The organism is Bacillus sp. BP-3, from assembly GCF_028401955.1.
Classification (GTDB): domain Bacteria; phylum Bacillota; class Bacilli; order Bacillales; family Bacillaceae_G; genus Bacillus_A.
The window spans coordinates 13,823-37,172 of record NZ_JAQOTJ010000015.1; the positions used below are offsets into that span (position 1 = coordinate 13,823).

At 33.2% G+C, this 23,350-nt stretch carries 20 protein-coding genes; 3 read left to right on the forward strand and 17 right to left on the reverse strand.

The window, feature by feature from the left end; genetic code table 11:
- Positions 1-21 precede the first annotated feature (21 nt).
- The 5 genes from PLX19_RS19850 to PLX19_RS19870 all read right to left on the reverse strand — a co-directional run bounded on the left by PLX19_RS19850 (position 22) and on the right by PLX19_RS19870 (position 3,717).
- Positions 22-333, reverse strand: a complete 312-nt coding sequence (locus PLX19_RS19850; protein WP_272190513.1) for a hypothetical protein — start codon at positions 331-333, stop codon at positions 22-24.
- Positions 315-1,337, reverse strand: a complete 1,023-nt coding sequence (locus tag PLX19_RS19855) for an anti-sigma factor (protein ID WP_272190514.1) — start codon at positions 1,335-1,337, stop codon at positions 315-317. Before PLX19_RS19855 ends, PLX19_RS19850 begins: the two co-directional genes overlap by 19 nt.
- Positions 1,324-1,827 (reverse strand): sigma-70 family RNA polymerase sigma factor, encoded by a 504-nt coding sequence (locus tag PLX19_RS19860; RefSeq protein ID WP_272190515.1) that lies wholly within the window; start codon positions 1,825-1,827, stop codon positions 1,324-1,326. Before PLX19_RS19860 ends, PLX19_RS19855 begins: the two co-directional genes overlap by 14 nt.
- 243 nt (positions 1,828-2,070) lie before the next feature.
- Entirely contained in the window at positions 2,071-2,238 is a 168-nt protein-coding gene (locus PLX19_RS19865) for a DUF3933 family protein (RefSeq protein WP_090911955.1), read from the reverse strand.
- A gap of 27 nt (positions 2,239-2,265) precedes the next feature.
- The gene (locus PLX19_RS19870; protein ID WP_272190516.1) at positions 2,266-3,717 is read right to left on the reverse strand and encodes an aminotransferase-like domain-containing protein; all 1,452 of its coding nucleotides are present in this window, start codon (positions 3,715-3,717) and stop codon (positions 2,266-2,268) included.
- Positions 3,718-3,875: 158 nt separating this feature from the next.
- On the opposite strand from PLX19_RS19870, the gene PLX19_RS19875 reads away from it, so the two are divergent.
- Complete coding sequence (locus PLX19_RS19875; protein WP_272190517.1) at positions 3,876-4,487, forward strand: LysE/ArgO family amino acid transporter; 612 nt, start codon at positions 3,876-3,878, stop codon at positions 4,485-4,487.
- A 229-nt stretch (positions 4,488-4,716) separates the two neighbouring features.
- Here the strand turns inward: PLX19_RS19875 and PLX19_RS19880 are convergent, their stop codons facing one another.
- The 3 genes from PLX19_RS19880 to PLX19_RS19890 all read right to left on the reverse strand — a co-directional run bounded on the left by PLX19_RS19880 (position 4,717) and on the right by PLX19_RS19890 (position 7,813).
- A complete protein-coding gene (locus tag PLX19_RS19880; protein ID WP_272190518.1) occupies positions 4,717-5,724 on the reverse strand; it encodes an LCP family protein in 1,008 nt (335 codons plus the stop codon).
- Positions 5,725-6,018: 294 nt separating this feature from the next.
- Positions 6,019-6,852 (reverse strand): YitT family protein, encoded by an 834-nt coding sequence (locus tag PLX19_RS19885; protein WP_272190519.1) that lies wholly within the window; start codon positions 6,850-6,852, stop codon positions 6,019-6,021.
- 64 nt (positions 6,853-6,916) lie between these two features.
- On the reverse strand, positions 6,917-7,813 hold the full coding sequence (locus tag PLX19_RS19890) for a LysR family transcriptional regulator (RefSeq protein ID WP_272190520.1): 897 nt from the start codon (positions 7,811-7,813) through the stop codon (positions 6,917-6,919).
- A 947-nt stretch (positions 7,814-8,760) separates the two neighbouring features.
- On the opposite strand from PLX19_RS19890, the gene PLX19_RS19895 reads away from it, so the two are divergent.
- Complete coding sequence (locus PLX19_RS19895; RefSeq protein ID WP_272190521.1) at positions 8,761-9,525, forward strand: alpha/beta fold hydrolase; 765 nt, start codon at positions 8,761-8,763, stop codon at positions 9,523-9,525.
- A 190-nt stretch (positions 9,526-9,715) separates the two neighbouring features.
- Here PLX19_RS19895 and PLX19_RS19900 read toward each other — a convergent pair whose 3' ends face one another.
- Both PLX19_RS19900 and PLX19_RS19905 read right to left on the reverse strand, forming a co-directional pair.
- Entirely contained in the window at positions 9,716-11,527 is a 1,812-nt protein-coding gene (locus tag PLX19_RS19900; protein WP_272190522.1) for an acyltransferase family protein, read from the reverse strand.
- Between the two features lie 326 nt (positions 11,528-11,853).
- Complete coding sequence (locus tag PLX19_RS19905) at positions 11,854-13,005, reverse strand: MFS transporter (protein WP_272190523.1); 1,152 nt, start codon at positions 13,003-13,005, stop codon at positions 11,854-11,856.
- Between the two features lie 97 nt (positions 13,006-13,102).
- Here PLX19_RS19905 and PLX19_RS19910 point away from each other — a divergent pair, with 97 nt between their 5' ends.
- Entirely contained in the window at positions 13,103-13,954 is an 852-nt protein-coding gene (locus PLX19_RS19910; RefSeq protein ID WP_272190526.1) for a LysR family transcriptional regulator, read from the forward strand.
- Positions 13,955-14,001: 47 nt separating this feature from the next.
- Here the strand turns inward: PLX19_RS19910 and PLX19_RS19915 are convergent, their stop codons facing one another.
- The 7 genes from PLX19_RS19915 to PLX19_RS19945 form a co-directional block, all read right to left on the reverse strand.
- Positions 14,002-14,130 (reverse strand): hypothetical protein, encoded by a 129-nt coding sequence (locus PLX19_RS19915; RefSeq protein ID WP_272190527.1) that lies wholly within the window; start codon positions 14,128-14,130, stop codon positions 14,002-14,004.
- 344 nt (positions 14,131-14,474) lie between these two features.
- On the reverse strand, positions 14,475-15,557 hold the full coding sequence (rfbG, locus tag PLX19_RS19920) for a CDP-glucose 4,6-dehydratase (protein WP_272190528.1): 1,083 nt from the start codon (positions 15,555-15,557) through the stop codon (positions 14,475-14,477).
- Positions 15,558-15,575: 18 nt separating this feature from the next.
- On the reverse strand, positions 15,576-16,535 hold the full coding sequence (locus tag PLX19_RS19925; protein WP_272190529.1) for an NAD-dependent epimerase/dehydratase family protein: 960 nt from the start codon (positions 16,533-16,535) through the stop codon (positions 15,576-15,578).
- 61 nt (positions 16,536-16,596) lie between these two features.
- Positions 16,597-18,678 carry a glycosyltransferase gene (locus PLX19_RS19930; RefSeq protein WP_272190530.1) on the reverse strand — a complete coding sequence of 694 codons (2,082 nt, stop codon included), beginning with the start codon at positions 18,676-18,678 and terminating at the stop codon, positions 16,597-16,599.
- A 20-nt stretch (positions 18,679-18,698) separates the two neighbouring features.
- Positions 18,699-19,448 (reverse strand): sugar phosphate nucleotidyltransferase, encoded by a 750-nt coding sequence (locus PLX19_RS19935; RefSeq protein WP_272190532.1) that lies wholly within the window; start codon positions 19,446-19,448, stop codon positions 18,699-18,701.
- Between the two features lie 466 nt (positions 19,449-19,914).
- The gene (locus PLX19_RS19940; protein ID WP_272190534.1) at positions 19,915-21,393 is read right to left on the reverse strand and encodes an Lsa family ABC-F type ribosomal protection protein; all 1,479 of its coding nucleotides are present in this window, start codon (positions 21,391-21,393) and stop codon (positions 19,915-19,917) included.
- A gap of 1,156 nt (positions 21,394-22,549) precedes the next feature.
- The gene (locus PLX19_RS19945; protein ID WP_272190535.1) at positions 22,550-23,239 is read right to left on the reverse strand and encodes a hypothetical protein; all 690 of its coding nucleotides are present in this window, start codon (positions 23,237-23,239) and stop codon (positions 22,550-22,552) included.
- Positions 23,240-23,350: the final 111 nt, after the last annotated feature.

The window sequence follows — 23,350 nt, forward strand, 5'->3', positions numbered from 1 at the left end:
GGATTTTTATAATACCTTTTATCATGGCATTGGGTTTAACATCCAAGCTAACATAAATGAGAAAAAGATAAATATAAGCATAAACGCATATAAACTAAACGCCCATATCGCACGTTTCCGACTCTTTTGTTTTGTAATCATTGCTATTACGGAACACACTAATCCAACTTGTATCATCACATAGGCATATTCTCCTATAAATACATCTTCTAACATCATAGTAATATTTATATATAATAAAGTGATTAACGCTAACAACAAGGAAAATGTTCCTAACCACGTTTCTTGTTTATACATACCTGTTTTTCGTTTTCTTAAGAATGCCAATTCCATAATCTTGTTTCACCCACTTTCCATTTTCTTATATATTCATTTTCTAATATTTTTTCAATTTCTTCCTTCGGCCCAGTAATTACCGCTCCATACGATTTAATTCCATTCTTTTCAATATAAGCAATGCGCTTTGGTAGTTCTAACGTTTTCGCTCGTGCAATTTCCTCTGCTAATTTCTCATGTTTCTGTAATGATTTCAAAATATTGACAAACTGTTTTTCATGAGGTGTTTCATTCGAAAAAGGGCCCTCAAGATTTGAAATGATGTCTGCTGGAAAACCAATTGGAGCAACGTAATATCCATCATGCTTTCCTCGTTTTTTTTCTAACCCTGTATCTACCGCATACCAGACAACATCTACATTTTTAAAGGTTTCATTCACCGTCTGTATGCTAAGTAGCTCACGAAAAGACACATACACTTCTACAACAGATTCTTTCGGTAGGCCTTGTAGTACCTCTCGTTCATTTCCACTGTCATACGATGTATAATAATTATCTGGATGAAACAGCACTTCATTATCTTTATACTGCACTTCAGGAATTGGTTCATCAATTGTATAATTTCGATTTACTTTTTTTGGCGTACTAAATAGATAATGTATATTTTCTGTTCCGATACGAACATCTTTCTTCCCCACTCTTTTGGATAAATCAAACTGCAATTGCAAACTAAATGGCAACAATGTTTGTTTCATATATCTTTCCTTCATATAAACATTTGGCTCAGTAATACTTAACGTTTGTTTTGTTACTTTACGAATTTCTGAAGCATTTGTTGGACTAAAATTATAGTAAACCATCGTTGCAATATACAAAATCGGTTGTATACATAATAAGAACGTAAGAACTAAACATATATTTGTAAATCTTGCTCGGTTTCTTCCTTTTTTCAACGCTTGATCTTGTTTTTCCTCTGCAAAAGGTGTTACCGTTTGCTGAAGTGCTTCATTTAAGAATTCTTTATATCCTTCTTGGTCAGAAGGCGATTTATCTTTTGTCATTGTGACTATTCTCCCCCTTTATTAATTTCTGAAGTTTTTTTCTCCCTCGAAACACATGGCTTCTATATGTATTTAACTTTATATCAAGTACAGAAGCTCCCTCTTCATACGTTAACTGATGCACATCACATAGTAAAATGCACTGAGCTTCCATAATTGGTAATGTATGAATGAATCCAATAAGCTTTTCATAACTATTTTTCGCCACCACATATTCCTCAGTCGAATCACTAGCCTGTAATGTCTCTAATAAACTTTCCCCTACAAAAGATACCCTTTTCTCTTTCCTTATATAGTCGACAAAAGTATGATACGCCACTTTAAACAACCAAGACTTTACGTTTTGATTTTCGTAATCTTCTAAATACAAATAAGCTCGATAAAATGTTTCTTGGACAAGATCTTCTGCCACATGATGACTACGAGAAAGAGAATACAAATAGCGATATACATCATTTATATACAGCTTATATATTTTCTCAATCGCCAATTCCATCCCCCTTTCACATATAACACGTTCTTACATCACGAAAAGTTGCAGAAAACACAAAAAATTTTATGCTTAATCTTCCTAATAATAACTATCTATTATAATATCAAAAAATATGTACGTAAGGAAAAGTGCTACTTTCGTTAATAAGGGCTGTACGGACAATTGTTCCCTTCTCCTTTCATCATAGGAGTCTTACTACACACAAATAAAAAGACGGTAGCCATAATGGCTACCATCCTGTTACGGATATTGCAATCCCTCTGCTTCTTCCTCCGTAATAACTATATAACGCTCTCCCGTTCTTAACCCTAACAGTTCTGCTTTTTCAATCGCTTCTTGTTTTGTTTCTGCATAAGCAGCTAAATATTTTGTTCCATTTATCACTTGGCAAATGACATAGCGTTTCATTTTTATTCCCCTTTTATCTTATCGTATTTATTGTTCTATTTCTTGTATAATTCGTGCAAGCTTTTCAATTCCTTTTTCAATATCGTGCAGTGATGCATAAGAGTAAGAAATTCGCAAATGTTGCTCAGCGTGCCGATCATACAAATTGCCTGGATTCAGTAAAATACCTTCTTGTAAAGCTTTATAAAATAGTTCCTGCATAGAAATTTTCAAATTTATATGTAACCAGATGTAAAAACCACCTTCTGGTACATTCCACGTTGCAATATGCGCAAAATGTGTTTTCAATGCATGCAATGCAATATCCCTACGCATTTGTAACTGTCGTCGAATATAATCTAAATGTTCTTCGTACAATCCGCCCAAAAGCCACTGAGCAGCAACTCGTTGTGACAAAGAACTTGATCCATAATCTGTTTGCATTTTAATATCTGCTAATCGATTAATAACAGCCTCTGGTCCTACAATCCAGCCAATTCTCAAACCTGGACTAATTATCTTAGACATACTTCCTATGTAAAGAACACTCCCACTTCTATCATACGCTTTTAATGGCTTTGAAGATGGCGAGACAAACCACAAATCTTGATACACTCCATCTTCTACTATAGGTAGACCAATTTCATTACAAGTTTCTACAAGCGTCTTTCTTCTCTTGTGACTCATCAAGGTACCAGTCGGATTATGAAAAGAAGGAATAGTATAAAGCAGCGAGCCATGAAATTGCTTTTTATATTTTGAGATAAGTGTTGGTTGTATTCCATCTTGATCCATCGGAATACCAATTAAACGCATCCCTGCTGACTGAAAAATGTTAAGAGAATATAAGTAAGAGGGTTTTTCTACTAAAATTGTTGCTCCTTTTTGTAATATCCCCATAGAAATTAACTGTAAAGCCTGAATGCCGCCTGAAACAACTAAAATAGTTGAAGGAGATGCTTGTATTCCTAACGTTTGTAAATACTTTGCTAGCTGCTCGCGTAGTAAAATATCCCCTTTTGGTTCTTCATACCCTAAAGGTATATACTGCCTCGAAAGTATATTCATAATATGCTTGGTCTTCTCTTGCGGCAAAAGTTCTGACGAAAGTTCACCTGTTCCTAATCGAATGATATTTGGATCAAACTCTGCTCGGTTAATTTCTCGAATTGTAGGTAAATTAGGATAATGCATTCCAGTATCAACATATGAACTCCAATTCAGAGGTGCCGAAGAAGTTAATAGCCCCCATGTGTTATTTATTACTCTCGTTCCTTGTCTTCCTTTTCCTTCGATTAATCCTTGAGCAGCTAATTCATCTAATGCAGTAACAATTGTACTTCTGTTCACTTTAAAGGCATCAGCTAACGTTCGTTGAGACGGTAATTTCGTACCGATTGTCCATTCTCCATTTGCAATTTTCTCTTTTATATAGTCTTCAATTTGCTTATATAAAGGAATTGGTGACAAAGTATTGGGTTTCCAATCAAGCTGTTCCATAATATCACTCCAATTTTGTTTCTACAATTACAGTATTTATTTTGGTTGGGTCATCATCCATCCATATGGATGGATACAATTGATATTTCCCTTTATATACTAGACACCAATAAGTAATTATTACACCCTAAAAACGCTTTTACATAGGAGGTAAAAAAATGAGTGAAGCATTTCTTCATGGTATCATTCTTGCATTTGGACTTATTATACCTTTAGGTGTACAAAATGTGTTTGTTTTTAATCAAGGTGCCAGTCAATCTACATTATTTAAAGCTGCTCCAGTTGTTATAACGGCGGCAACCTGTGACACTATTTTAATTTTGGTTGCTGTACAAGGTGTATCTCTTGTACTATTAACATTTTCCTGGTTAACAACTGCACTCTACACAATTGGATTTTTCTTTCTTCTTTACATGGGATGGGCAATATGGAAAAGTGAACCTACCGCGTCCAAAAATGAAGAACAAACAATCACTATAAAAAAACAAATTGTATTTGCAGCTTCTGTCTCTTTATTAAATCCACATGCTATTTTAGATACGATTGGAGTGATTGGAACAAATTCCATTCAATATATAGGAACTGAAAAATGGGCATTTACCTTCGCAACAATTTTCGTTTCTTGGTTATGGTTTATCGGATTAGCGATTGCTGGACGGATACTAGGGAAAGTTGATGCATCCGGAAAACGAATACAACTATTAAATAAAATTTCTGGTGTGATTATTTGGGGTGTTGCGTTTTATATGTTAGCGAAACTATTCACATAATTACATTCGACTATCGAAAATATCCTTATATAGCTAAGAAACACCCTTCGCGATTTAGACGGTATCTCTTAGTTATCATTTTAAGAATTTTTCCCGGCAACTTGTTTTAACAATGTATGATGTAAAAAAATAACGGCCCTGTTATGTATGTTCTAAAATTCATACATAATCGAGTGCTGCTCATGATTATAACAAATAGAAAAAGGTTAGCAAAAAGCCAACCTTTTTCTTATTTATTGGATACTGATTTTTCAGCAATCCCAAGGTGATCATTCAATTGCTTTGATATTTCTTTTACATTTTTCTCATCTGGTTGATAATAATAAATACCTTTAATACGTTTGTCTGTACCTTGTACTTGTAGTTTTTCTAACTTCAAGTCTGTTCCTGCCATATTTTTTGTAATTGCCAACATATCATTGAAGGTTAAGTTTGTTTTCAAGTTTTGATCCACTGCATCTAATAATGGACTAAGTTTTGTAATGGAATTAACTGATACTGCTTTTTTGATAATTGTTTCGATTACAAGTTGCTGTCTTTGACCACGCATTGCATCGCTATCAATTTTCCGTGTTCTCGCTAATGCGAGCGCTTGTTCCCCATTTAAATGTTGGTACCCTTTTTCAAGATGGATGGCACCAGCCTGGTCTTTACTATCTTGTTCCGTAAAAGTAACCGGGACATCAATATCAATACCACCAAGTGAATCTACTATTTTAATAAATGATTCAAAATTAAATTTCACATAGTAATCAATAGGAACATTTAAAAAGCGTTCAACCGTATCACGTGTGCTTTCCACCCCGCCAAATACGTGCGCATGCGTAATTTTATCTAATTTCTTTTTTGAAGGTATATATACGCGCGAATCGCGAGGAATGCTAACTAACTTTACTGATTTATCATCTTTATTGATTGTCGCTAATAACAAGGCATCCGTACGAACCGCTTCACCATATTGACTTTTCCTTTGCTCACTTTCATCTACACCCATAATTAAAACAGAAATATTATCTTTTAAAGGAGCCACTTCTGTATCGCGTTTATCAGACTTATTTATTTCAGCGTATGAATTACTTACAACCGCTTTTGCTTTACTATATATAAAGGAACTGTAGCCTATTCCTCCAATAACAAGAAACAGCACAGGAATTATTAAAAACCATATAAAAACTCTTTTTTTAGAGCGCTTCCTTTTCTTTTCACTTCTACTTGTTACCTCCATGTCTGTTTTCATTTCACTTCTCCTTTCAAAGCATCTTCTATTAATTTAATTGAAAAGTAGCACCCATAGAATCGAATTACATTTCAGCAACCTTACATTTTTGTAAGCATTCATAATACAAAAAGAATAGCTTTTCGTTACAAAATACATCGTTTTATTATGATATAACTACATTGAAATTAAAACAGATATTTTATAAATCCCGAGTAATTTCCCTCTCAATTGCCATGATTTCCAACATAGAACCATAATAACTTTTTACTATACAAAAAAATCTAGCCTCCAATTATTTGAAGGCTAGATTTTTTAACTTGCTTTAAAGCCGCCGCCTAATACATCTCGTACATCATGAATAACGACAAAGGCATTGTTATCTTTTCGGCTCACAACTTGTTTTAATTGAACAAGTTCTTGTTTATTAATAACAACATATAACACTTCCTTATTATTTCCTGTGTAACCGCCTCGTCCTTCCAATACTGTTACACCACGTGTCATATTTTGCATAACGGCTTCTCGAATAATATCTGGATAATTTGAAATAATAGTCACTGCTGTTTTTGTATCTAACCCTTCCACAATAAAATCAATAACCTTTGCACCGATAAAGACCGCAACAAGTGTATACATAGCTTTCTCTTGTCCAATAATAAATACTGAGCCAGCAATAACAACGATATCGATAATGAGTACACCTTTTCCAACGCTCCAGCCTAAATATTGATTTGCTAACCTAGCTATAATAGCTGAACCGCCTGATGTACCACCCGCACGAAACATACATCCTAAACCAACCCCAACAAAAACTCCTGCAAACAGAGCTGCTAATAATGTATCATTATTTACTGGAGTTGCCACACCTTCTGTGATATACAAAAAGAATGATGTGGATATAATCCCAAGAATTGTATATATCATCGTTTTCTTATCAAAAAATTTATAACCAATTGCAAGTAAGATAGCATTCATTATTAAGTTTACAGTACCAGGAGACCAATCAAACAAATAGTAAGTAATTACCGTAAGACCGATAATTCCTCCTTCTGATAATCGATTTGGAATAGCAAAAAAGTTAATTCCAATCGCGAATAATAGCGATCCAACTACAACAAGTATAATTTCTTTCATACGTTCATTCATTACGTTTTCCTCCCGTCTATTCCTAGGTGTTTCTTTTATTCTAATCTCTATACACCTTAGGAAACTAAATTGTCTCTCGCCAGTTCTCTGCATGTTTCTCTATCATTTCTATCAGCTTCTTCATCGCTGGAGTCAACCATTTATTTTTATGATACGCCAGTTCAGTTGTAACAAAATCCTCACTGTACATCCACGGCAGCGCGATTAACTTTCCACGCTCAATTTCTTCCTTAACTGTAATAAGCGGTAAATACGATAACCCTAGCCCGCACATAACAGTTTGTTTAATTGCCTCGATACTCCAAAAATGAATACGTGAACAGCTAATCCCTTCTTCTTTTAGCCATTTTTCTAGTAAGTCTCGATAACTTCCTGGCTCAGTAAGCAATAACATTTCTCCTTCCAAATCAGCAGGAGTAACAACTTTTTGCTTCGTTAACGGATGCCCCGGCGGAGCAACAAGCACAATCGTTTCTCTAACAAGTGAACGAGTGACAATATCTACACCTAGTTTTTCTGGATTTGTAAATAAAGCAAAATCAAATTTCCCTGACTTCAATTCATTATGCAACTCCTGGCTCTCTGATGGCTGTAAAATGATATGGACTTGCGGATACTTCTTTTTAAATTCATATAAAATAACAGGTAATCGATATATCATTAAAGACTCATTTGCCCCAATACGTATCGTTCCTGATGGTTTGCCGTTCATTTGAGATGATTCCAGTGCCTCATTTGATAATGCCAATATTTTTTGCGCGTAAGAAAGCATATGCTCTCCTACTTCAGTTAAAACTATCTTTTTACCGAGGCGATCAAACAACGGACTTCCAATTGCTTCTTCCAAAGATTGAATATGATTTGTGATTGTTGATTGTGTATATCCGAGTCTTTCCCCAGCCCGTGTAAACCCTCCGCTCTCTGCTACAATAATAAAAGTTTTCAAATGACGCAGCTCCATAATAATGCCTCCTGTTGTACAATCATTATTTCATCCTCAATAGCATAAATTACGGTTTATGTATGTATAAAGATTACAAGATTTTGGTATCATCAATTCATTGTTATAACTACATTTCCATCATAATGAAAAATGGTATTAGAAAATATATGAAATAAAACCTTTTCTCAAACACCTATGAAGCTAACTATTCTCATAGAAATAGTTAGCTTCATAGGTAAACTTTATACATTTTTAATCTTTCACATCTAAATTAAAAACGAAAGAAAATAGCTAACAGTCCTATACACTCACCTAATCGCTATTATATATTTATAATAGAAATAAATAAAATGAATTATTTTAATAGAAACCATTAAAAAAAATGATGGATGGCTGTAATTAAAAGACATGAAATTCAGTTCGCATAGTTTTCACTATACTTTTACAAAATGAATACTATACAAATACTTGGAAGATCCTCTTTTTTGATGACTACGTCAGCAATTAATAAATTGAATTATTTTACAGTTTCCGATATACCTAAGATTAATACACCCATGTTGGAAAGTTATCTTTACAACTCATACAATCATCTGGTATTATTACCTGGTACTTAAAGATAGTTATACTCAATCTACTAAACATGAAAAACAACTTAACTTATATAGATATTTTGATTTCCTTTGCGTATAAGTCGATTCTTTGCAGAATAAAAAATGACCTACACTTGCTTTCTCTCTTTGTTTTAAACCTTGCATGTGACAGGAAAAGGCACTGACCGCTTCTATGCATGGCCAGATGCTCTCGCCCCCTAAAAAAAGGGGCATATGATTTCTATTATTATATAAAGTTATATTCTTCATCTATTTCAATATTCCGAGCATAATCAGTGCCTAAGCTTACTAGCGATAACAACATTCTAGTAGAACATATTTTTCTACCATAGACTTGAAAGGGGCATACTTTTGCAAACAAAAAAAGAGTTTGAGAAAAAAACTATTATATTCATTCATGGATTAGTTGGAAATCGTCGTGCATTTAAAAAAGAGTGTAAACTATTTTCCTCATCTTATAACATCATCACGTACGACTTACTTGGCCATGGTGATGACAAAGGACAAGCCATTGACTTTTCTTTAGATCGATTAGTAGAGCAATTATCTGATTTATATGAAAAAGAGGGGATCCAGCAAGCTCACATTTGCGCCCTAAGCTATGGATGCTATATTGCCACTTTATTTGCTCATAGGTACCCGGAAAAAGTATTAAGTCTTTGCCATATTGGAGGTCATTACAATAACCCCTCTAAGTTATTTAATGTCTTTCAAAAGTTTTGGGACAAACGTAATAATGAGTACTCTTCTTGGCTATATCAGTATGCAAGTACTATATTTCCAAGTGGCATTCTAAAAGCAAACCCATTTGCGATCGTTTCCAAAAATATTTACTATCGATTTGGATTACAATTACACAGATCTATTATTCGAGAGTCACTAAGGCATCGTTTGGAATTCGATTTAAAATCCCGATTACGAGAACTAACGCAACCAATTTTATGGGTAATGGGAGAACATGATCATCTCTATAAATCTTGTTTATTCGATTTAAAGTCTATCCTTCCAAATGTTTCATATAAAGAAATCCCATTAGCCGGTCATGCTGCAAATATTTTTCGCCCAAATTATTTTTACGATTTGTACTCTCAATTTTTACAAAATACATCATCATAATATAATAAAGAGAGTCACGTTCAAACGCGACTCTCTTCTCATATGTAAACTAAATGTAAGTGCAATCTCACTCTTTTCTACCTATCTAATCCATATATTTGAAATTTGCATACATATAGAAATATATTTAAAAATAAGGTTCTTCACATCTAAGTGATAGCAAGTAAAATAATATCGATTTGCTATTACTCTACTTTTTAATACTCTGCACTACAAGCGTAGTATATGCATCTTCCCCTGCTTTCGTCAAGTGAACCCCGTCCGGTTCAAAATATTCCTTCTTCCCAGCACTTTCTGAATACCAATCAACTAGCGTAATATTGGGGAATTTTGACGCTGTCTCTTTTAACTTGTTATTCACCACTGATTCCCATGGTCGCGGCACTCTTGTATTTACCAATATAACTTTACGCTCATTACCTATTGACTTCATTAATGATGTTATTTGCTCAGTCGTAAATGCTCCGTTTGTACCCAATCCAATAATAACACATTGACCTAAAGTACCCTCTTTTTTCATTCTGTCAACCGCAGTGGTCGCTTCAGACATTTGCCTTCCAATCTTTGCATCAATATTAATATTAGGAAATGCATTTTTTAAGTTTGGAGTGACATCGATCATAATTGAATCTCCAATAGCTGTCATCGTCGCAGATTCTTTAGACTCCGTAGAATGAACTTCTTCTTTATTTTCTGCTGGTTTATTAGCGGGTTCTTCAAAAACTACATCTGGATGCTTAGGCTGATCTTTTTTCTCCGTTTGTACCGACTCTACTTTATTCCTAGTATTCTCTTTTGCTTTACCTGCCGTTGATAAACCAAAACTAGCTGTCATCGTAACAAATATTGCAAACACTAAAGCTAACTTACCACCTATCGCTAAGTTTCTTATTCTAAAGTTACGCAAACGAAAATTCTTCAATGCGCCTTTACGAATTGGATTTTCGATAAATTTCCATGAAATTTGTGCCATAAACAAAATAAGAAAAAATTGAAAAATAGCTCTTGTGAGCTGAAATTCCCCAGCACTTCCTTGCGGACTTGTTAATGTGATAATCGGATAATGCCAAAGATATATCCCATAAGATCGAACACCAACCCAACGTAAAGGTCTAAATCTTAAAAATACACTAATACGGCTAGCTGGATGAGCAAGATTCGCAACTAATATTGCCGTAGCAATCGATAAAAGGAACATTCCTCCGCGATATAAGAATGGTTCATATTGATTCGTCTTCCAAAACATACCGAGAATAACAATAAGAGCTATCCCTCCAATTACATCAAGAACAAGACGAGCTTGTGGGATAATTTTCTGAGCCAATCTACTGCTCGGCCAAATGAAAGCAAGTGCTGCACCAATCAGTAAAGAAAACGCTCTAGTATCGGTACCGTAATAAACTCTACTTGGATCGGCCCCTGGTACATATATCATTGCCATCGCGACAGCTGAAGCAATCGCTCCGAGAAAAATAAATAAAGTCAGACGTGATTGGTTTTTTACATACGAAAGTCCTAAACCAATGATAAGCGGCCAGACTACATAAAACTGTTCCTCAACAGCTAACGACCAAAAATGATTTAGTGGAGAAACTGTACCAAAACTATCAAAATATGATAACTTGTGATAAATATACCACCAGTTACTAAAATAAAATAAAGCTGCTACTGAATCTCCACGCATTTTCCAAAGTAATGAGCTATGAGAAATTGTAATCCACGCTAAGGTTATAACGAGCATGACAAACATTCCTGGAAGTAATCTCCTCGCCCGGCGCAGCCAGAAGTTCTTTAAGTCAATTCTTCCTTTTTCCTTCCATTCAACAACAAGAATATCCGTAATTAAATAACCCGAAAGGACAAAAAACACAGTAACACCTAAAAATCCTCCAGGCAACCAGTTAAAATTGATATGATACAAAATAACACCTAGTATGGCTAAGCCTCTTAGACTATCTAATCCAACCATATAACGACTATTTTTCTTTACTGGTGTGGGCATTCTAGTCACCCCATCTTTCTCTAAAAACTATGTAAATATTTACATTTCGAAATTCTACCAATTCCACTTAACAAGTATAAACGAAATTCATTAGAAAAGGTTTACAAAAATAGTACATTATCGTAATAAACATACTTATCTTGTATAATAATGCACACAATGCACACAATACATAAAATCTTACCATATCATCCATTATTATAAAATTGTTTGTGCAAATATAAATAAATTTTTTCATTTCACTTTCTTTATCCAAAATAAATTAAAAAATAAAAATAGCCTAAGACAAAATACATGACTTAGACTATTTTTGTATAAACAATACATTACTGATTTAATTCTCTATACTTCTTTTTTGCTATTAAAATAATTTGCATTCCAATCGCAATTATTAATATATAAGCTGTAAAATACGGCAAATCTAAAGGAGGTATGTTATTTTCTAAAAATATACCATTTACCAGTGTTCCCATCGAACCAGCAAAATAATTAATAGAACTAAGCAAAGCAATAGAAATAGTAGCATGTTCAGGGCTTATTTCAATTAATGTTTTTTGTTGAGTCGCTAATCCGGCCCAGCCAGTCGCCCCCCAAAAAATTAAACAGATTGCTACCAAAATTGCTATGTGCTGAAAAATCCCCATACATATTAAAGATAAAAACATGATAACCATTAAAAATATTAATATGATTTTAGGCTTCTTATAGAAATCCATCACATATCCTATAATTAAGCTGCCGATGATGCCCCCTATCCCCCACATCCATATAAAGACTACGGATTTTTCAAATCCATAAGAAGCTATTATTAAATCTAAGTATGTATATAAACCTAAGCTACAAAAACTTAATATCGTCGTTATAAACATGACCAATGAAATAGCTTTGTTTTGAAACATCGCTAGCCGCTCTTTTAATGTTGGTAAATGTGTTGATTGTATGACTGGAAACCTAAACAATAACCCTAATATTCCTACTACACCGATTACAATAATAAACCATATTGTCATTCGCCATCCATAAATATCCGCAATATATATACCAATTGGAACACCTATTACCGTTCCAGCACTCATTCCAAATAATATCATTCCTAGCGCTCTACCTTTTTTGTTTTCATGAACGGCTGTAATAGCTGCCGATGATGCAAATGGTGAATACAAACCAGCACCTATACCTGCTATTCCTCTTGAAATTAATAACATAATAAAATTGTTAGTAATTGCACTTACTACATTGGCTAATACGAAAATAGACAACGCTATTAATAATATATGTTTTGCATTCGTTTTACCCATTATTGAAGCGAACAAAGGTGCTGCAAACGCATAACATAATGTAAATATACTTACTGCCTGCCCCGCTTTCCCTATAGATACATGAAATTCATCTGCAATACTTGGTAAAATCCCTGCCATTACATAAGCGTCCACTCCTAACGCAAACATTCCTATTGTTAATAAAAAGATCTTTTTCAAAGTCATCACCCTTTTGTAATTATTCCAATTTCAATCGTAAAGGGTATAATAAGATTAGTGAAATTAATATTTAGCATAGGAGGCATGAAATAAACTCATGACTATAGCAAGATACGAGGTACTCCAAAAAGTAGTTGAACTAGGAAATTTCACAAGAGCAGCTGAACAACTTAACATGACACAGTCCGCAGTAAGTCATGCTATTTCTAGTTTAGAAAAAGAATTTGGTTATCCTTTATTGCATCGAAATAAACAAGCAAAGATTCAAAAAACTGCTTTTACAAATCGAATCCTTCCTCATATACAACAAATTTTAAACAGCGAATCTATTATTAAACAAGAAATCTCTCTGCAAAACAAGCAATTAGAGGGCACTTTAAAAATAGGTGCATTTACAAGTGCAGCCTCTCAAATATTACCCAAAATGCTCTCACAGTTTAAAGAGAACTATTCAGAAATTAAAGTGATACTATTTGAAGGCACTTACGTGGAAATTGTCGAGTGGATTCATAATAGCACTGTAGATGTAGGATTTATTATAGAAGAAAATACAAAAAAACAATTTCAATCCATACCTATTACAAAAGATGAAATTGTCTTAGGATTACCGGAAAATCATCCTCTTGTTAAAGAGAAAACAATTGATATAAAGACTATCGCTAATATGGATTTTATTATGCCAAAAGGCCCCTATCAATCATTAGTTGTAGAAACTTTATCTGCTCATGAAGTATATCCAAACATTATATTAGAGGTATTGAATTGTGAAACGATTGTGAATATGATTTCACAAAACATTGGAATAAGCATGGGACCTGAACTATTTTTTCAATCTCATAAAAACATTGAAATAAAAAAACTAAAGCAAAAAAAATATCGCCAAATTAGTCTTGCATTTAAAGAAAATACACCTATAATAAGTGCCTTTTTAATGTGTAATCAGTTATAACAATATACATAAGGCCATAAACAATGTGTTTATGGCCTTATGTATATTCACTTTCTCTTCATTTGTTTTGCTAATAATTGTTTTACCTCGTTATATGATAAACCAGAGTTCTTATTCAGACTCTTCACTTCATCAATATCAGTGCCGACAATTGTATACTTTTTTTCTTTATTCATGCTACACTTCCTTTTTAACAAATGAATTATATACTTTTTTATCAAATAGGATTCGTTTCTGTCAAAATATAAAATATACAGTATGTTCTCTTATCTATTCCCTAAAATGGAGACTCTTACTCTTCATTGCACTCCCTGTTTTTTATAATTCATCAAAATCAACATCAATAAATTAGGTAGTTCTCTTACTCTCAAGAACAGAAGTAAAAAAATGAATTCATTCGCTAAAAATAAACAAAACCTTGAATTAACGACTCTTTACAAGAGTACGTTACCCGAGGTTCCTTTTCACTCACGTTTTTATCATTGGCTTCCTAACATATGAAAGGTGCTATTCTCTTTACTTATGATTGACAATATTGCTGAATTTGCTTTACACATATCCCTCTCATGCTAGTATTTATATTATAATTTTTATACCATTCAACCGTTCTGTCTAATGCCTGTTGAAGAGACCACCTCGGGCTCCAATTCAGTTGGAATTTTGCTTTACTAATATCAAGATTCAATAATGAAGCTTCGTGAAATTCCTCCTCTTGTACATCTACTATCCCCCAACTACCCGATCCCCAACTCTTTACTAAACGAATTACAACTTCTTCTACTGGGACAATGCAACTTGGTTTTGGCCCAAAGTTCCATGCCCCCGAAAAACGTGTTCCTTCTGTTAAAATTTTTTCAGTTAAAAGCAAATAACCACTTAACGGTTCCAAAACATGTTGCCAAGGGCGCACTGCATGAGGGTTCCTTATTATAATTTTTTGATTCGCTTCCAACGCACGTATACAATCAGGAATGATTCTATCTACAGACCAATCGCCTCCACCAATTACATTGCCTGCTCTAACACTGGCAATAACTTTATGATGGCGCTCATATTTTTTCTCTGGAAAGTAAGAATTTCGATAAGAAGAAATTAAAAGTTCACAACAGCCTTTACTAGAACTATATGGATCATGCCCACCCATAGAATCATTTTCTCGGTATCCCCAAACCCATTCTTTATTTTCATAGCATTTATCACTAGTAACCATAATACATACTTTAACCGATTCATGTGTTCTAACTGCTTCTAATATATTTAGCGTTCCCATAACATTTACGTCGTACGTATATTGGGGATGATGATATGAATAGTTAACAAGTGATTGTGCTGCCATATGAAATACAATTTCGGGTTTATATTTACTAAAAACATCATTCAATTTATTAAAATCTCTAATATCTCCCCGTAAATCAATTATGTCTCTTTGGAGATCTGTTAGAACAAAATTATCCTTTTTATTTTTAGGGTCCAAAGAATATCCAATAACGGTCGCACCTAGTTCCCTCAACCATATCGATAACCAAGAACCTTTGAAGCCTGTATGTCCTGTAATGAGAACCCTTTTTCCATGAAATACATTATTAAAATTATGATTTAACAAGCGGTTCACACCTTTAAACTATAAATTTGGATATAAATGCACATTACGTTTATACCATCTAATTGTTCTAATTATTCCTTCTTCAACACTTATTTTCGGTTCCCAGAAAAGAATCTTTTTAACTTTATTAATATTCGGCTTAGGAACCCACCTCTCACTTTCTCTATAAGGAAGTGCACCATAATTTGGTTGTTTATCCGTCTGTAAGTGCCTAAAGAGTAATTCTACATAATACTTTAATTGATGCACCTCACCACTCCCAATATTAAAAATATCATTCTGCACAGAATCATTCTCAATTGCTAGAATACAAGCGTCCACAATATTATCTATATAACAATAATCTCTCAATTGATCACAAAGAGTTAAATCCACATTCCTGTTTTGCAATGTTTGTAAAATGATGTGAGCAAAAAGTTTATTTGGTGCTTCCATTTCTCCAAATACGCCAAAAGGTCTAAGGGTTATTATGTTAATATTATTTTCACGAGCAATTTGATGAGCTATTATTGTAGCCGCCGCTTTACTGCTTCCGTATATATCTACAGGAGTTAATACCATGTTTTCATCAATCAATTCACTCTTATCTCCATATTCCGAACTACTTCCTAAATTTATAATTTTTTTACAATCTACTAACTTAGCAGCTTCAATAACATTTATAGTCCCTATAACATTTGTTTCAATTGCACTCATATAGTCTTTATGAGCTGGATTCACACCGTATGCAGCAAAATGAAAAATATAATCCGGATGAAATTTTTTTATTATATTTTGAACTTGTGTTTTATTTCGTATATCTGCCTTATACACTTCCACACTACTTAATGCGTTATTAAACCGCCACGAATTTGATGATTCTCTTGTCAAAATGCCTACATTTGCCTGAAGTTTTAATAACCTCTGTATTAAATGGGAACCAATAAATCCATATCCACCAGTAACAAGTATCTTACAATCTTTAAAAAGGATATTCATTATTATTTTCTTACACCCTTTTTTATAGTTTTTATATGAGCTAACGTCATATTTTAAAATTTCATTTATAGTTTAAATTTATCAAGGAAGTATACTGATAATAGTTTTTAACTGAAAATTTATGCGATGCTTCTACATATAATGGGGTGAGGTGCATTATAAGACTATTGTAGAGTATATGGCATGTGTTTCTTATGCTTTCGATGTAAGGAACGTAAATTTCTTTTAAAATTAATGGGGAAATTTTAAGATGTTCATGCTTCCATAAATCAAACTCATTCATATTAAAAATTTGCATGCTACCAAAATGAAAGGCAATTAATTCATCGTTAGTTACAAAAACCTTTTTGTTTTCAATCCTTATCATATCTTGATTATTTAAAATTACATTCCACGGAGCGGCATTAATCCCTTTTTGATTTATGATTTTAATATTAGAAAATAAATTAGGAATATGGTTTAAATATTTTTGGTCTCCCCATCTATTAAATTCAACATCATACTTATCTTCGCAATACTCGAGACACTTATCTCTCCACCATTCTAAAATTTCCTTACCATTTTTATCATTTTTAAATCCAATTAAACCGGCTTGATACATACCATGTATATTTTCAAGTTCTGTTGTACCCCTTTGCGGGCATAGAAAAACGGAATATTTCCACCATTCACGCAAAATTATGTTAGGGTTAGAAAAAAAGTACATATCTGCATCACAATATATAATGTGATCAACTTCGGGAAAATGTTGCAATATATGAAGACATAACGGGGCTTTTAACGTCCAGCAATACTCTTTCAAGCTTCTTTGATTCTTTACATTTAGGAATTCTTGACTTTCTATCTCCTTAACGTGAATGAGAATAGCATGTTTTAACTGCAACTTTACTAAAGTTTGGTAAGTTACATCATCCATACAACAAATCCATACAGTAAAGTTTTCTGCCTGATTTACTAGTGAATAATAACAGGTTAGCCCTTGAATAATATATTTTTGACTTATAATGAATGAAAAATTCAAGAAATTATCCCACTGATTCATTTGTCTTCTTAAATTTGAATTCTTATATGGGGTCATTGCTTCATTAATGTGTTTACTACTTAAAAGTTTATTTGCATCTTCACCAATTTTAAACTTTAATTCACTAAGAATGGAGTGAATTCGACTTAAATAAGGAGTGTAAATACAATCTAATATATTGTTAGGTATGTCAATTTTCCCTAAAGACCAAAGATCAAATTCACTTTCACTAAAAATTGTAATACATGCAAAATGATAAACAATTAATTGATTTGTCTCAATATATACTTCATTTAAATTTTTAGAAACACTAAAATTATTATTGTAAATACAATTCCATGGGGCTGCGTTTACTCCTAGATTTTTTGATATCTTTACCTTCGGAAAATAAACAGGAATATCATTCAAATATTTTTGATCTCCAAACCTTTCATTGTCAGGATTTGAACTACACCAATCCAAACACTTTTCTTTCCACCATCTTACACTTTTTAATCCGTAAGAATCATTTTTAAAGCCGATTAATCCTGCTTGATATTTACCATATGCTTGTTCTACCCAATCACGATCCCTCTGCGGACAAAGAAAAATAGAATCCCTTCCCCATTCATCAAATATAACAGCAGGATTAGAGAAAAAACACAAATCACCATCACAGTAAAGAACTGATGGTAATTCAAAATTCACAAGTAAATATTCTATGAAAACAGGCTTCAAAGTCCAACAATACTCATTAACTTTTCTTTCTGCCTTAATACTTTTTAAACGATTATCCTCCACTTCTTCTACTCGTATAAGCATGACTTGATTCAAATTCATTTCCTTCAATATTGAATAAGCAACTGAATCAATACAACAAATCCACAATGTACACTCTTTTGTGTTCTCCATTAAAGATTGCTGTAAAGCAATTACTTTTAAAACATATTCTGTTCCTACTATGACGCAAAGATGCTTGCCGTGTCTAACGTTCTTATTAGAATCTAATTGAATATTTTTATTGACTGTAGAATGTGCGGACCTATTTTTGACAGGGATTTTTCGAGATAGTTGAAAGTTTATTTTTTCTTTAGAGGGAATAAATGGACGAGGTACATTCCCTTTTCTATCATTAGAGTTCAATATCTTTTCACTCCTTTGAGTTATTTTATATGAGGATCCCATTTTTCATTTGCATCCTTCAAATCTTTTGGAGTATCCACACTAATCCAAAAACCATTATATTCGTAAATCGCTAGTTCGTTATTTTTTATTAAATTTCGCAATGGTTCTTCCTCAAGAATACACGTATCTTCATCACTTAAGTAATTAAATATCGCTTTATTAAATACAAAAAAACCTCCATTTATTAAACTATCAAGTAAGGGTTTTTCCTTAAATTCTGTAACAATTCCGTTTTCAACCTGCAATAAACCATACTGACTATTTTTCCTAATGCCAGTCAGTGTTGCAACTTTTCCTTTTTCTTTATGAATTTTTATAAGCTCATTAATATCTATATGTGCTAACCCGTCACCATAAGTTAATAAAAACAGTTCATCTTGCACATGATTTTCAAGCCTTTTCAACCTTGCTCCAGTCATTGTTTCCATTCCTGTATCAATGAACTTTATATTCCACGATTTTTGTTCCTCAAGCAATTGATACTGATTTTTTTGAAGATCTAAAACCAAATCAGACTCTTTCCAATTATAGTTCATGAAATATTCTTTAATTTGTTCCCCTTTATATCCTAACGGCAATATAAATTCCTGATGTCCAAATTTACTATACCAGTTCATAATATGCCAAATGAGAGGCTTTCCCTGTACCCGAACTAGTGGTTTAGGAACATCTTCTAAAATCCCCTGCATCCTTAGTCCTTTCCCCCCACACAAAATTATGACTTTCATACAATCTCTCCTGACACGATTGATTTATACAGTTATTTTAAGATATGCAGCCAATGTATAAGCTGTATACACTTATGTACCATAAGGACAAGTTTCACGTTTTCTTTTCATCTGAAACATCTCATGTTTAATTTATTTCATCCTCCTTACCTTTTTGGTATTATCATTACAAATAAAAAAACAAAGCATGAATTATTGTTTTTTCATGCTTTGTTCCTGATTTTCACATAGTTCTTTATCCTGACATAAAAAAGTTCTTTATTAAAATAGTAGGAAAACCTTATGGTCTTATATCATATTCCCGTTTATGAGTGCATTCTGTAAATATGTATCCTACTTTTCCTGTTAAAAAGCCTAATTTCTCAATTTATTGTAGAGAAATTAGGCTTTTTTCATCACTCCATTAAAGCACCCTATAGTTTAATGACTTAATTTACTGATTATATCTTCAATCATTCACTTTGAACTATATAGATATAGTTTTTGTTGCAACTGTTTGTTGAAATGCCTTATCATGCTCAACAATAACCATTGTGGGATTAAATTGTTGAATAAGCTCTTCAATCTGCATACGCGAATAAATATCAATAAAATTTAATGGTTCATCCCATATATATAAATGAGCTTTTTCACATAAACTTTTAGCGATAAGCAGCTTTTTCTTTTGTCCACCAGAATAATGAGATATATCTTTCTCAAATTGAATTCGGTCAAAATCCATCTTACGTAGGATGGATTTAAATAACGTCTCATCAATCTCGTGCTCTTCAATAAAGTCCGATAACGATCCCTTCAAATGAGAAGTATCTTGCCCGACATAGGAAATGATGAGTCCTGAACCTAAATTAACTGAGCCTGTATGCTGTATTAGGTGTCCTAAAATTAGTTTTAGGATACTACTTTTCCCGCTTCCATTCTTTCCATCAAGTACAATTCGGTCCCCTCGTTCAACTATGAAGCTAATTGGTTCATTTACTATTTGGTTAACATACTTAACAGACACATCAGCCAAAACAACCAATTCATTTGACTGAAATTTTAATTGTTCTAATTTTAACGACTCAGTTTTCTCCACATTTTTTAGTAATTTTGACTTTTCTTCAATAGCTTTTTGTTGCCTTGATTCAAGGCTCTTTGCTCTCTTCATCATCTTGGCCGCTTTATGTCCTACAAAACCCTTATCTAACTTAGATCCTGAATTCCTTGTTCCATTTTTGGAAGCTTCCACTTGATGAGACCAATCTGCTGAACGCTTTGAAGACTGTTTTAATCTCCCTATGTCTTTTTGTAGACGCTCATTTGTAGCCTCTTCGTGCTCCTGCTGTCGATCAAAATTTAACTTCCAAGAAGAATAGTTACCACTTTGAACCTCGATATTTGCTCTATTTATAGATAAGATATGATCAACGCATCCATCTAAAAAGATTCTGTCATGTGAAATTAAAATAAACCCTTTTTTCTTCCTTAGATAATCAGAGACCATCTTTCGTGCATCAGTGTCTAGATGATTTGTTGGCTCATCAATTAATAGAAATTGCCCCTCATTCAAAAATAGTGCAGCAAGCAACACCTTTGTTTGTTCTCCATTTGATAATGTTCTAAATGGTCGGTACATTACCTCGGCATCAACATTTAAATAGGATATTTCACGTAGGAATTCCCAATCTTCTGCTTGAGGACAAATTTCTTCAAGGATTTCATGAGTGAACTTGTTCTTATCCGAAACTGGATAAGGGAAATAATTAAATTCTACCGAAGAAGTGATTTTCCCACTATACTCATAATTACCTAATAATAAATTAAAGAATGTCGTTTTACCTCGTCCATTTCTACCAATAAACCCCAGTTTCCAATCCGTATCTATTTGAAAATTTACACCTTCAAAAATATTATCAAAGCTACCTGGGTATGAAAAAGTTAAGTCTTGAACTTTTATCATTGACATAATAATTCCTCCTTTATATATTAACCCTTTTCATATAAAGTCGGAATATCCATCAATTTTTTAATTCCTCTATATAAGCGTGATGGATATTAACGACTTATACAGAGCATTACATGTGTAACAATAGTGTCTGAATTACTCATTTTTCTCTCTCCTTTATTTGTTCGGTTACAGTTACAGATTAATAAAGTGAAACTTTAATCAGTGGGAGGTTTTCTTCATCCCCCGCTGATTATTAGCTGAACCAATCGGGCTTTTACGGACAGTTTATCTCCCGCCTAACTTCTTCAGAAAAGCGGAAGTGGCTCGTTCAGAATGTGAGGGGGATGGAGCTTCTGACGTAGAGGTGTTTTTTACCTCGTAGGAAGAAGCGAAGCCACCGAACATTCTAGCCACTGGAGCTGGACAATGCTTTCGCCGAATTTTGAGGTGGGAGTATTACTGCCCGCGAATAGCGGGATAAATATCAACTTACCTATAAGAGAATAAAAAAACCTCCCAATTTGTAATTGGAAGGGTTAGTCTTTCACTTATACTTAATAAGTCCTTATTAATCATTGGAATTATGACAAATAAAGTATGAACTGATTTATAAAAAATGGATAGACTAACCCTATATTTTGTAGTTTGAAGCTATTAATTTCAAATTAAAATATAGATTAGTTAATCATTATTCACTCATCAGTCCTCTCATAATTCTATTTTTAGGGTAACATTCTTTTTTATGGAATGCAATATCACAATTATCTTCATCTCAAATTACTGCTAACTACTTCTTTAGAATCAACAATTAATTTTGCTAAATATGAAAGTGTTAGAAAAACGTTCTGGCCCCTTCAGACGCTCTAATAGTATGCAAAGTGTAAGTAAAGGAGATGTGGTGTCTGTCGTTGATGTCAGCTGCACCGGGTATAATTTAATAAAAAAGATGGCGTAGTCGGCTGGGTAGTAAAGGAGATTTTTGATTAAAATAATAATGTACTTTTTAAAAGCACGTTCAAAAAAAGAAGATAACCAGCTCATATGTAGGTGGCTATCTTCTTTTTTGTATATTAGCGGGCCTTCCGTCAGTTGGGATGAAAAAATCACTGATAGAAGTTTCACTTTATATGAAAGGATATTATTATTCTCAAATGGATAGTCGCATATGTGAATTCTATTTCAATTTCTGTTCAATTTTGTCATGTATCAATTCGATTTTTTCAGGCAGTACAAATAAATATTCGATCAGGACTTCCAATAATTCTGTTAATAAAACAATCGTTTCATCGTCAATTTCTTGCTTTAGTTCAAGCATTTCATAAAAAGGACTGTCCGGATGAATAAGGTGTCCAATATTTTGAATTGGTTTCGTTAAATCAACATGTTTTGGAAATTTTTCGAATTGCTGGGAAAGAGACTGACCATTCGTTTTCTCCCCAAGGAAATGTTTGAGGATACCTTCAAGAACTCGTTTTGACATTACTGCAGTAGCAGAATGATCTTTTGACTGACTGATATTTAAGGTAGAGCGATATGATTTGAGAAGATCTATCGGAATTTTTTTGTTGTGTTCGAGTCGATGTAAAGGATCTTTTGAAGCTGAAGGATTATACATATAGATATCTACTTCATTGATTTGATCTGAACAATTATGAAACATAATGACAAACTCTGATGGTTTTTTACATTCAGAACAGAACCCTTCTGCGAATAATCCGCTTTTTTTCACTTGGTAAAAATTCGCTTTCAACACAAATTCACTTGATTTACCACAATTCGGACATTGGCTTTTAATATTTTTTGGCACTTTTAAATATCCATACTGGGTATAAGATAAAATGGCTCCTGGCAATATTCTTTTCATTTAAACCTCCTATGAAACACAATCCTAATTTGTAGCTTACCTGATAACTACTCAGTCACCCCATGAAAATATAAGATAATTGGAGAATTTTAATGAAAAAATATGTTTATC